The 12,494-nt window shown below is 38.0% G+C and carries 11 protein-coding genes; all 11 read left to right on the plus strand.

Annotation, left to right across the window (positions count from 1 at the left end; all coding sequences use genetic code 11):
* Positions 1-53: 53 nt before the first annotated feature.
* The 11 genes from dprA (at position 54) to ABES02_RS03840 (ending at position 12,475) form a co-directional block, all read left to right on the plus strand.
* The gene (gene dprA, locus ABES02_RS03790) at positions 54-953 is read left to right on the plus strand and encodes a DNA-processing protein DprA (RefSeq protein ID WP_430130954.1); all 900 of its coding nucleotides are present in this window, start codon (positions 54-56) and stop codon (positions 951-953) included.
* Positions 954-1,275: 322 nt separating this feature from the next.
* Positions 1,276-3,354 (plus strand): type I DNA topoisomerase, encoded by a 2,079-nt coding sequence (gene topA / locus ABES02_RS03795; protein WP_430130957.1) that lies wholly within the window; start codon positions 1,276-1,278, stop codon positions 3,352-3,354.
* Between the two features lie 148 nt (positions 3,355-3,502).
* On the plus strand, positions 3,503-4,807 hold the full coding sequence (gene trmFO / locus ABES02_RS03800; RefSeq protein WP_430131316.1) for an FADH(2)-oxidizing methylenetetrahydrofolate--tRNA-(uracil(54)-C(5))-methyltransferase TrmFO: 1,305 nt from the start codon (positions 3,503-3,505) through the stop codon (positions 4,805-4,807).
* Between the two features lie 236 nt (positions 4,808-5,043).
* A complete protein-coding gene (gene hslV, locus ABES02_RS03805; RefSeq protein WP_430130960.1) occupies positions 5,044-5,586 on the plus strand; it encodes an ATP-dependent protease subunit HslV in 543 nt (180 codons plus the stop codon).
* A gap of 20 nt (positions 5,587-5,606) precedes the next feature.
* Positions 5,607-7,010, plus strand: coding sequence for an HslU--HslV peptidase ATPase subunit (gene hslU, locus ABES02_RS03810; RefSeq protein ID WP_430130963.1), 1,404 nt, complete (start codon positions 5,607-5,609; stop codon positions 7,008-7,010).
* Between the two features lie 83 nt (positions 7,011-7,093).
* Positions 7,094-7,873, plus strand: coding sequence for a GTP-sensing pleiotropic transcriptional regulator CodY (gene codY, locus ABES02_RS03815; RefSeq protein ID WP_430130966.1), 780 nt, complete (start codon positions 7,094-7,096; stop codon positions 7,871-7,873).
* A gap of 297 nt (positions 7,874-8,170) precedes the next feature.
* The gene (rpsB, locus tag ABES02_RS03820) at positions 8,171-8,875 is read left to right on the plus strand and encodes a 30S ribosomal protein S2 (protein WP_289982282.1); all 705 of its coding nucleotides are present in this window, start codon (positions 8,171-8,173) and stop codon (positions 8,873-8,875) included.
* A gap of 134 nt (positions 8,876-9,009) precedes the next feature.
* A complete protein-coding gene (gene tsf, locus ABES02_RS03825) occupies positions 9,010-9,894 on the plus strand; it encodes a translation elongation factor Ts (protein WP_430130969.1) in 885 nt (294 codons plus the stop codon).
* 95 nt (positions 9,895-9,989) lie between these two features.
* Positions 9,990-10,715 carry a UMP kinase gene (gene pyrH / locus ABES02_RS03830; protein WP_430130972.1) on the plus strand — a complete coding sequence of 242 codons (726 nt, stop codon included), beginning with the start codon at positions 9,990-9,992 and terminating at the stop codon, positions 10,713-10,715.
* The gene (frr, locus tag ABES02_RS03835) at positions 10,715-11,272 is read left to right on the plus strand and encodes a ribosome recycling factor (protein WP_430130975.1); all 558 of its coding nucleotides are present in this window, start codon (positions 10,715-10,717) and stop codon (positions 11,270-11,272) included. The genes pyrH and frr overlap by 1 nt, the downstream gene beginning before the upstream one ends.
* Before the next feature lie 423 nt (positions 11,273-11,695).
* Positions 11,696-12,475 (plus strand): isoprenyl transferase, encoded by a 780-nt coding sequence (locus tag ABES02_RS03840; protein ID WP_430130978.1) that lies wholly within the window; start codon positions 11,696-11,698, stop codon positions 12,473-12,475.
* The last annotated feature ends 19 nt before the right edge of the window (positions 12,476-12,494 follow it).

The following is a 12,494-nucleotide window of genomic DNA, read 5'->3' on the forward strand; positions in this document are numbered from 1 at the left end:
TTTTGAGGGGCTATTTCATTTTAAAAATATTTTCATTGGAGGTTTGTTAAAAAATGGATGATTTTAAAGAAAAATTAATAGCTTTACTTCATTATCCAAACATGTCATGGCATTCTATATTTCAAATGCTTAAAAGAGATCCAACACTCCAATCTTTGTACCATGAACGAACGATGACAATGGAGGAGAACTATTTATTTCCTCTTGCAATCACTACATTACCTTCCACTAATTCTTCTGTATCCGCCCTTCAATCTGAAACTATTCACGAACAAATCCGTCAATATAAAACGAATGATATTTCGGTTATTACTATTTTTGATAAAGAGTATCCTGCCAATTTAAAAGAAATTTTTCAACCACCTTGGGCACTTTTTGCTAAAGGTGACTTATCGTTGCTCGAAAAAGGACCTAAGCTTGCAGTAGTAGGTTCCAGGCAAGCAACACAGTACGGAAAAAATGCTATTAGGCTGATATTCCCGGAATTAATTGAAAATGATCTCCTCATTGTAAGTGGGCTTGCAAAAGGAATAGATGCTCTTGCGCACGAATATGCAATTAAAAATGGAGGGAATACAATTGCAGTAATTGCTGGCGGGTTGTATCATATATATCCAAAGGATAATATGAATCTGGCATTAGAAATGATGAAAACCCAGCTGGTTATATCGGAATATCCTCCAGATACAAAACCACAAAGATGGCATTTTCCAGCAAGGAACCGAATCATTAGTGGACTCTCAAATGGAACCTTTATTATAGAAGCAAAAAGAAAAAGCGGTTCTCTCATCACTGCTAATTATGCTGTGAATGAAGGTAGAGATGTTTTTTCCTTGCCAGGCAGTATTTTTAATCCATACTCAGCAGGTACGAATGAATTAATCCAGCAAGGGGCGAAACTTGTGACAAGAGCAGAGGATATTTTAGAAGAAATAAGATTAAACTTTAGATAAATTAGAATAAAATTGGATTTATTTGCAGGTTTTTTACGGATTAATGGAGAAATTAGCTAAAAAAGGTTGAAATTATTTTTAATATGTTATACATTTTCCAACAGAAGTTCGAAAAAAAGAATATATGAAACCTGAATTAATATGAATGTTATTAATATAGAATTGAAAAATTTGGGATAGGGCAGTTTTATAAAGTATTTTCTCCGGTTAAAATAGTTTAAAACTGGAATTTAGGAAAACTTCTCAAATGGTAAGCATCTTAGAAAAGGCTTTTGCCGAATTCGAGGCGCTTTCATACTTCCCTCTTAAGGAGGATATTTGAATGGCAGATTTTCTTGTAATCGTCGAATCGCCAGCAAAAGCGAAAACGATTGAACGCTATTTAGGAAATAAATATAAAGTAAAAGCATCCATGGGACATGTGCGGGATTTGCCGCGAAGTCAAATGGGGGTAAATGCGGAAAACCACTTTGAACCAAAATATATAACCATTCGCGGTAAAGGGCCAGTTTTAAAGGAATTAAAGACGGCTGCTAAAAAAGTAAAAAAAGTTTTTCTCGCAGCCGACCCGGATCGCGAAGGGGAAGCAATCGCGTGGCATTTAGCCCATAGTTTAGATGTTGATATTCATTCAGATTGCCGTGTTGTGTTTAATGAAATCACTAAGGATGCGATTAAGGAATCGTTTAAACATCCTCGGCCAATTAACATGGATTTAGTGGATGCCCAACAAGCACGTAGAATTTTAGACCGTCTGGTTGGTTATAATATCAGCCCGCTACTTTGGAAAAAAGTAAAGAAGGGACTTAGTGCGGGACGTGTTCAATCAGTTTCTGTCCGATTGATTATTGAACGGGAAAAAGAAATAAAAGCTTTTGTTCCTGAAGAGTATTGGACAATTGAAGGAGAATTTCTTAAGGGAAAAGACCATTTCAGTGGTGCTTTTCATTCTCTTGTTGACGGGGAGAAAAAGGAACTTACATCAGAGCAGGATGTAAATATGATCCTAAAGGAAATCGATGGAAATAAGTTTAAGGTCATCTCGGTCACTAAGAAAGAACGAAAACGCAATCCGGCACCTCCGTTTATTACTTCTTCACTGCAGCAGGAAGCAGCAAGAAAGCTAAACTTCCGTGCTAAGAAGACGATGATGCTTGCGCAGCAACTTTACGAGGGTATCGAGCTTGGTAAAGAAGGCACCGTTGGTCTCATAACCTACATGAGAACGGACTCCACTCGAATCTCTGAAGTGGCTCAAGCCGAGGCAGCCGATTATATTAAAGCTATATACGGAGAGAATTTTCTGAAAGATGAGCAAAAGAAAGAAAAAAAATCCGCTAATGCCCAGGATGCACATGAAGCGATTCGTCCAACAAGCACTTTTAGGAGCCCTGATAGTGTAAAAGAATTTCTCTCAAGAGATCAATTTCGATTATATAAATTAATTTGGGAACGATTTTTAGCAAGTCAAATGGCTCAAGCAGTGATGGATACTATGAGTGTTGATTTGCAAAATGGCAATGTTTTATTCCGGGCAACTGGCTCAAAGATAAAGTTTCCTGGCTTTATGAAGGTCTATGTTGAAGGAACTGACGATCAAGAGGATGGTCCGAATAAGATGCTTCCAGATCTAAAAGAAGGGGACGAAGTATTCCAAAAGGATATTGATCCAAAACAGCATTTTACGCAGCCGCCGCCAAGGTACACAGAGGCTAGACTTGTTAAAACGTTAGAGGAACTTGGAATTGGCCGACCGTCCACTTATGCTCCAACATTAGATACCATTCAAAAGCGCGGGTATGTAGCACTAGATAATAAACGCTTTGTCCCAACAGAGCTTGGGGAAATTGTTCATGAAGTAATGGTGGAATTTTTCCCGGATATCATCGATGTGGAATTTACCGCGAGATTGGAAAAAGGATTAGACTATGTTGAAGATGGAAATATGCCTTGGATAAAACTGATTGATGCATTTTACAATGATTTCGAGAAACATTTAAAAATAGCAGAACAGGAAATGGAAAAAATAGAAATAAAAGATGAACCAGCCGGTGAGGATTGCGAAAACTGCGGCAGCCCGATGGTCTTTAAAATGGGCCGCTACGGAAAGTTTATGGCCTGCAGCAATTTTCCGGATTGCCGCAATACAAAAGCAATTGTGAAAGAAATTGGTGTAACGTGTCCTACATGTAAGGAAGGGCAAATTATCGAACGAAAAAGTAAGAAGAAAAGGCTGTTTTACGGTTGCACCAAATATCCTGAATGTGAGTTTATTTCCTGGGATAAACCACTGCCAAGAACCTGTCCAAAATGCGAAGGACTCCTTGTAGAAAAGAAATTGAAAAAGGGTGTCCAAGTTCAATGTGTAAGTTGTGATTACAAGGAAGAACCACAAAGTTAAAAGAGTGGGCACAGCCCGCTCTTTTATTTTTTGGTAGCAAAAACTTTTTTCTTTTTAATTCGTATAGTACAATGCAAGATGGACTTAATTGAGGGAAAGGTATTAATATACATATTTTTCAAGCTAGATTTCAGGAGGTTTATACATGATAGATAAAACAATTAATGTAGTTGGAGCAGGGCTTGCAGGAAGTGAGGCCGCATGGCAGATTGCTAAGCGTGGAGTCAAAGTTCGTTTATATGAAATGAGACCAGTAAGACAAACACCAGCACATCATACAGATAAATTTGCCGAATTAGTTTGTAGTAATTCATTGCGTGCCAACACTTTAACAAATGCAGTGGGTGTTTTAAAGGAAGAAATGAGGAAGCTTGATTCTGTGATTATCGCTGCGGCTGATGCTTGTTCTGTTCCTGCAGGTGGTGCTTTAGCGGTAGACCGTCATGAATTTGCAGCTAAAGTAACGGAAATGGTGAAGAACCATGAAAACGTGACAGTTGTTAATGAAGAGGTGACGGAAATTCCTTCAGGCCCAACCGTTATTGCAACAGGACCGCTGACCAGCCCGGATCTTTCAGCGCATTTGAAAAACTTAACTGGTGAAGACTATCTTTATTTTTATGATGCGGCAGCACCTATTCTTGAAAAAGATAGCATTGACATGGACAAGGTTTATTTGAAATCACGTTATGATAAAGGTGAGGCAGCCTATTTAAATTGCCCGATGACAGAGGAAGAGTTCAACCGTTTTTATGAAGCGTTAATCGCTGCGGAAACAGTTCCATTAAAGGAATTTGAAAAAGAAGTATTTTTCGAAGGTTGTATGCCAATTGAAGTCATGGCATCACGCGGAATAAAAACAATGCTGTTTGGCCCGTTAAAGCCAGTCGGACTTGAAGACCCAAAAACAGGGAAAAGACCATATGCTGTTGTTCAGTTACGTCAAGATGATGCTGCTGGAACCCTTTTCAATATTGTCGGTTTTCAGACACATTTAAAGTGGGGAGCACAAAAAGAAGTGATTAGATTGATTCCAGGGCTTGAAAACGCGGAAATTATCCGTTTTGGAGTCATGCATCGCAATACGTTTATTAATTCACCGAAAGTATTAAATGCCTCCTATCAATTCCGAAATAGAGAAGATTTATTTTTCGCCGGTCAAATGACAGGGGTTGAGGGATATGTTGAATCTGCTGCAAGTGGATTAATTGCGGGTATTAATGCAGCCCGGCTTGTTCAAGGAATGGAGACTGTAGAATTTCCTGCTGAAACGGCAATTGGCAGTATGGCCCGCTATATTACGACAGCAAACCCTGATAATTTCCAGCCAATGAATGCAAACTTTGGATTATTTCCTGAGCTGCCTGTAAGAATTAAAGGTAAGCAGGAAAGGAATTTACAGCATGCAAATCGAGCGTTAGAAACAATTCAGAACTTTGTGAAAGTTTTGTAAAATTTATTGCAAGGGCTATCGAAGTATGTTACGATTTAGTAGCCCTTGTGAGCTGAGGTATGCAAATGTGAATCTTTTATTAAAGTTATTTATTGAGTATTTACAATTGTAGTGAAATTACGCAAAATAAACAATTGAACATTATCATCGTGAGATAAGTAATTTCTTATTGTGTTACATAATTATTGTTGAATTTTATGTATTTCGGATAAATACTCCAAAAGGAGCTGATCGTAATGAACCAATTTCATGCGACAACGATATTTGCTATCCAACATAATGGTGAATGTTCTATGTCAGGAGATGGTCAAGTAACATTTGGTAATGCGGTTGTGATGAAGCACACAGCAAAAAAAGTTAGAAAGATATTTAATGGTAAGGTATTAGCAGGTTTTGCTGGTTCTGTTGCCGATGCTTTTACCCTTTTTGAACTGTTTGAGGGAAAATTAGAGGAATTTAATGGTAATCTTCAAAGGGCAGCAGTTGAACTTGCTAAAGAGTGGAGAAGTGACAAGATATTAAGGAAACTTGAAGCAATGCTCATTGTAATGGACCGCGAACATATGCTTCTCGTATCAGGAACTGGAGAAGTAATTGAACCAGATGATGGAATTCTCGCTATTGGCTCAGGTGGTAATTACGCCTTATCTGCTGGACGTTCATTAAAGAAATATGCCGGAGAACACTTATCAGCAAAAGAAATTGCCAAAGCTTCTTTAGAAATAGCTGCTGAAATTTGTGTATACACGAACCACAACATAATCGTGGAAGAGCTATAACCGGAAGGAGACTTGAAAAAATGGGACGAACAACTAATTTAACTCCCCGCCAAATTGTTGAGAAACTTGATCAATTTATTATTGGCCAAAAGGATGCAAAGAAAGCAGTTGCGGTCGCACTACGGAACCGATACAGAAGAGGCCTGCTGAATGAAAAGCTTCGTGATGAAATTATTCCAAAAAATATTTTGATGATTGGTCCAACAGGTGTAGGTAAAACCGAAATCGCTAGAAGGATTGCCAAACTTGTCGGAGCGCCATTTATCAAGGTAGAAGCCACTAAATTTACTGAAGTAGGCTATGTTGGCCGTGATGTAGAATCTATGGTACGTGATCTTGCTGAAACTTCTGTTCGATTGGTAAAAGAAGATCGAATGAATAGTGTCAAGGAGCGGGCGGAAGAAAATGCAAACCTAAGGCTGGTTGATTTACTTGTTCCATCTGCCAAGAAGTCAAATAACTATAAGAACCCACTTGAAATGTTATTTGGAGGCGGAAATTCTTCTAATGAGCAGGAGAATCATTCAGAAGATTATTCTATTCAGGAAAAGCGGAAAATTGTGAAAGAAAAATTGGCATTAGGTCAACTTGAAGATGAAGTTGTTACAGTTGAAGTAGAAGAGCAGGCCCCATCAATGTTTGATATGCTTCAAGGTTCTGGGATTGAACAAATGGGAATGAACATGCAGGACGCTCTCAGCAGCTTTATGCCGAAAAAACACAAAAAGCGAAAGCTTACTGTTCGTGAAGCTAGGAAGGTCCTAACAAGTGAAGAGGCTTCCAAACTCATTGATATGGATGAAGTAACATCTGAAGCTATTTATCGGGCAGAACAAACCGGAATCATTTTTATCGATGAAATTGATAAAATTGCAAGCAAAAACTCCGGAGGTTCATCTGCGGATGTATCAAGAGAAGGGGTTCAAAGAGATATCTTGCCGGTTGTTGAAGGTTCCACAGTAGTAACGAAGTATGGATCAATTAAAACCGATCATATTTTATTTATTGCTGCCGGAGCATTCCATATGGCAAAACCTTCAGATTTAATTCCTGAACTTCAAGGACGTTTTCCAATTAGGGTTGAGTTGACTAAATTAACTGTGGATGACTTTTTCCGAATTCTGATAGAGCCTGATAATGCCTTAATTAAACAATATCAAGCATTATTGGAAACAGAAGGTATACAAATTGAATTTTCTGACGATGCTATTCGTAGAATTGCCGAAGTAGCTTTCGAAGTGAATCAAAATACAGACAATATTGGGGCCAGACGCCTTCATACGATATTAGAAAAGCTTTTAGAAGATCTCTCTTTTGAAGCTCCGGAGATTTCGATGGAGAAAATTACAATTACACCACAATATGTCGAAGAAAAACTAGGGGCTATTTCTAAAAATAAAGATTTAAGTCAATTTATTCTTTAGAGCATATTGCCTAATATGATGCAATAATGGTTGAAACAAAAACAATTTAATAATGGTTATAGTTAATTAGGAGGAAGAAACAGATGGATTTACTTACAAAAACTAGAAGAATTAATGTTTTATTGCAAAAAGCAGCAGGAAAGCCAGTAAATTTCAAAGAAATGTCAGAAATATTAAGTGAAATTATTGAGTCAAATGTGTATATCGTAAGCCGCCGCGGAAAGCTTTTAGGTTATTCTATTTATCAGCAAATTGAAAATGAAAGAATGAAAAAGATGTTTGAAGATCGTCAATTTCCTGAAGAGTATACAAACAGCTTATTCAATCTTCAAGAAACTTCTTCGAATCTAGATGTAGAAAGCCAGTATACTGCTTTCCCGGTTGAAAATAGTGATCTATTCCGTGAAGGATTAACAACCATTGTTCCAATCATTGGCGGTGGTGAACGTCTAGGAACGTTAATATTGGCAAGATTACATGAAAAGTTCCATGATGATGATCTTATTCTTGCAGAATACGGTGCAACCGTAGTTGGTACGGAAATCCTACATGAAAAATCACAAGAAATTGAAGAAGAAGCTAGAAGTAAAGCTGTTGTACAAATGGCGATCAGCTCATTATCATACAGTGAACTTGAGGCAATTGAGCATATTTTTGAAGAGCTTAATGGTCATGAAGGCTTATTAGTTGCTTCCAAAATTGCAGACCGTGTAGGGATTACACGATCCGTTATCGTTAACGCATTAAGAAAACTTGAAAGCGCTGGGGTAATCGAGTCACGTTCTCTTGGTATGAAAGGAACTTACATCAAAGTCTTAAATGATAAGTTTCTCGTTGAGCTTGATAAACTAAAATCAAATTAATTCATGATAAAATCCTGGCATCTGCTGGGATTTTTAATTTTAGCCATGTTAAAGAACATTGTTGATTTTCTAAGCTCGTTGATTGGAGCGAAGCGCCTGGAGTGGAAATCAACAGACTAGTTTAACAGAGACTTAATTTTAATAAAGTTAACCTTGATTGTTTTTCGCACATGTGCTATATTATTTCATGGTGTTAATACACACGCCTGTTGATTTAGGCAGATGGTGCTGTAAATTACAGTTTCTGTTTAAAAATGAGAGAGGCGGAGGAAAACAAACCACTAGGAGGAAAAAAACATGTCAGTAATTTCTATGAAGCAATTGCTAGAAGCTGGTGTACATTTCGGACACCAAACTCGCCGTTGGAACCCTAAGATGAAGAAATATATCTTCACTGAGCGTAACGGTATCTATATCATCGACCTTCAAAAAACAGTTAAAAAGGTTGAAGAAGCATACAACTGGGTAAAGGATCTTGCTGGTAACGGCGGAACAATCCTTTTCGTTGGTACAAAGAAACAAGCTCAAGATTCTGTTAAAGAAGAAGCTGGCCGTTCAGGTATGTACTATGTAAACCAACGCTGGTTAGGTGGAACTTTAACAAATTTCGAAACAATCCAAAAGCGTATTGGCCGCTTAAAAGATATCGAAAGAATGTCTGAAGACGGTACTTTCGAAGTATTACCTAAGAAAGAAGTTGTTCAATTAAAGAAAGAACAAGAACGTCTTGAAAAATTCTTAGGCGGTATCAAAGATATGAAACAACTTCCAGATGCGTTATTCATCATCGACCCTCGTAAAGAGCGTATCGCAGTTGCTGAAGCTAAGAAATTAAACATTCCTATCGTAGGTATTGTTGATACAAACTGTGATCCAGACGAAATCGACGTAGTTATTCCTGCGAATGACGATGCGATCCGTGCGGTTAAACTTTTAACTGGTAAAATGGCTGATGCGATCCTTGAAGCAAAACAAGGTGAAGAAGTAGCTGTAGAAGCTTAATTCGAATTTTTTGAACTTACAAAAAGGTGATAAGAGGGAGACCCTTTATCACCTTTTTTTAAAGAATGTTTATCTTGACTGTGAATGGCTAAGATATGAGTATAATACATAGTAATTAAAGGAGGAAGTAAATTATGGCAGTTACTGCTCAAATGGTTAAAGAACTTCGTGAAAAAACTGGCGCAGGTATGATGGATTGTAAAAAGGCACTTACAGAAACTAATGGTGACATGGAAAAAGCAATTGATTTCTTACGTGAAAAAGGGATTGCAAAAGCTGCTAATAAAGCAGACCGTATTGCTGCTGAAGGTTTAGCTGCTATTTCTACTGAAGGTAACGATGCAGTTATCCTTGAAGTGAACTCTGAAACTGATTTCGTTGCAAAAAACGAAGGTTTCCAAACTCTTGTAAAAGAACTTGCGTCACACCTACTTAAAAACAAGCCAGCAACAGTTGAGGAAGCACTTCAGCAAACAATGGAAAACGGTGCTACAGTTGCCGATCATATTAATGCTGCGATTGCAAAAATTGGTGAAAAACTTTCACTTCGTCGTTTTGAAGTAGTATCAAAAACAGATAATGATGCCTTTGGTGCATACCTTCACATGGGCGGACGTATTGCCGTACTAACTGTACTTGAAGGAACAACAGACGCAGATGCTGCTAAAGACGTATCTATGCACATTGCTGCTTTAAATCCAAAATATGTTTCTCGTGACCAAGTTTCACAGGAAGAAGTTGAGCGTGAGCGCCAAGTTTTAACTCAACAAGCGCTAAACGAAGGCAAGCCTGAAAATATCGTAGCAAAAATGGTAGAAGGCCGTCTTGGCAAATACTTTGAAGACGTTTGTGTACTTGACCAAACTTTCGTTAAAAATCCAGACCAAAAAGTTCGCCAATTTGTTGAATCAAAAGGTGCAACTGTTCGTGAATTCGTTCGTTACGGAGTTGGAGAAGGCATCGAAAAGCGTGAAGATAACTTCGCTGAAGAAGTTATGAATCAAGTTAATAAAAAATAATCAAAGTTACTGAAATAGTTTTTGAATAGGGGACACGCGTTGTGTTCCCTATTTTTAAAGGATATAAAGTTACAATTTACATACGGAGGGTTCATATGACAGGTCCTAAGTACAAACGCGTGGTATTAAAATTAAGCGGAGAGGCACTTGCTGGTGAATCTAGCTTTGGAATTAAACCTTCTGTTATCAAATCGATCGCTGTACAAGTGAAAGAAATAGCAGAACTGGGTGTTGAGGTGGCTGTAGTTGTTGGTGGCGGTAATATTTGGCGTGGTAAAATCGGTAGTGAAATGGGAATGGACCGTGCAACAGCCGATTATATGGGAATGCTAGCTACAGTTATGAACTCATTGGCCCTTCAAGATAGTTTAGAACACTTGGGAATTGAATCACGCGTCCAAACTTCGATTGAAATGCGCCAAGTTGCTGAGCCATATATTAGACGTCGTGCCATTAGGCATCTAGAGAAAAAACGTGTTGTTATTTTTGCGGCAGGTACGGGAAATCCATATTTCTCCACAGATACGACTGCAGCATTAAGAGCAGCAGAGATTGATGCTGAAGTAATATTAATGGCTAAGAATAATGTTGATGGAGTATACTCTGCAGATCCACGCATTGATGCAAATGCAACTAAATATGAAGATTTATCATTCCTCGATGTTCTTAAAGAAGGTTTAGCGGTTATGGATTCAACAGCCTCTTCCTTATGTATGGACAATGATATTCCACTTATTGTTTTCTCGATTATGGAACAGGGCAATATTAAAAGAGCTGTGATGGGCGAAAAAATTGGAACAATAGTTAGGGGGAAAAACTAATGGCAAAACAGGTCATCGCGCAGACAAAAGAAAGAATGACTAAAGCAATCCAAGCGTATACTCGTGAACTTGCGAGCATCCGTGCAGGAAGAGCCAGTGCTTCTCTTTTAGATAGAATAACAGTTGATTATTATGGTGCACCAACTCCTGTGAATCAAATGGCCGGAATCTCAACACCCGAAGCAAGATTACTTGTCATTCAACCATATGATAAATCCATCCTTGGAGATATTGAAAAAGCGATTCTTAAGTCTGATTTAGGATTAAATCCTTCTAATGACGGAACAGTAATTCGACTTGCAATTCCGCAATTGACTGAAGAACGCCGTAAGGAACTTGTAAAGTTAGTGAAAAAAGAATCAGAGGAAGCAAAAATCGGCATAAGAAATATTCGTCGTGACGCTAATGACGATTTAAAAAAGCTTGAAAAAAATGGTGAAATTACAGAAGACGCACTTCGCGGATTTTCTGATGATATTCAAAAGTTAACGGATGAACATATTAATAAAATTGAACAAATCACAAAAGATAAAGAAAAAGAAATTTTAGAAGTGTAAACTTGTATATATTGAACCCTCTGTATAGGGGGTTTTTTCACTATTTATTTGGCTGTGTTAAAGGTAGGCGTTAATTATAAAACTCTGTTGATTGGAGTGGAAGGCGCGAAGACTCCTGCGGGAGTACGGGGCAGGGGAGACCCCGCAGGAGCAAAGCGACGAGGAGGCTCCTCGTACCGCCCGCGAACCGCTCGTGCCTAGAACGGAAATCAACAGCTATGTTTAATAGAGCCATTTATTTAGATATTGCATTATTCTTATTTCCTTTTATTTTACATAAGGTATTTAATAGAGATATCTTCCTGCTTTTTTGGTATGATAATAGCAGACTACCTTGAAAGAATTACATAATAACTACCGGGTTTGATTAAAGTTTCACTTTATTATCGGAGGAACTGATTAATTTATTGGAGGAGCAATGTTATGTTTAATAAAATAAGGCTTTGGAAGAACCAAAATAACTCTTCCACACTCCGAGATAAAATAGAAGAAATAAAAAAACTGCCTGTTCCTGAACATGTTGCGATTATTATGGATGGGAATGGACGCTGGGCTAAAAAAAGAGCCCTGCCGCGGATTGCTGGTCATCATGAAGGGATGAAGGTGGTTCGCAAAACAACGATGCTTGCAAATGATCTTGGGATAAAGACCCTGACATTATATGCCTTTTCAACTGAGAACTGGAAAAGACCAAAAAATGAAGTCGAATATATTATGAAACTTCCGGAAGAATTTTTAGGTACATTTCTTCCTGAATTAGTTGAAAATAATGTTCAAGTTAAAATGATGGGCTATAAAGATCAGCTTCCAGTACATACACGACACGCGATAGAAAAAGCGATGGAACAAACTAAACATAATAATGGACTCGTATTAAACTTTGCTTTGAATTATGGAAGCAGGGCGGAAATTATCGATGCAGTCAAAGAAGTCTTAAATGATTGCAAAAGTGGTATATTAAAGGAAACGGAACTTGACGAAAGAGTATTTTCTTCCTACTTAATGACGTCGAATTTTTCTGACCCGGATCTTTTAATCCGAACTAGCGGCGAAATCCGCTTGAGCAATTTCATGCTTTGGCAGTTGGCATACTCGGAATTTTGGTTTACGGATGTGTTATGGCCAGATTTTAGTGAGGAACATTTGTTAGAAGCCATTGAAGTATTCCAAAAGCGCCAGCGCCGGTTTGGTGGAATATCTTAAACCTCTTAAGAATAAAAAA

The sequence above is a fragment of the Neobacillus pocheonensis genome, assembly GCF_050477905.1.
Classification (GTDB): Bacteria; Bacillota; Bacilli; order Bacillales; family Cytobacillaceae; genus Neobacillus; species Neobacillus pocheonensis_A.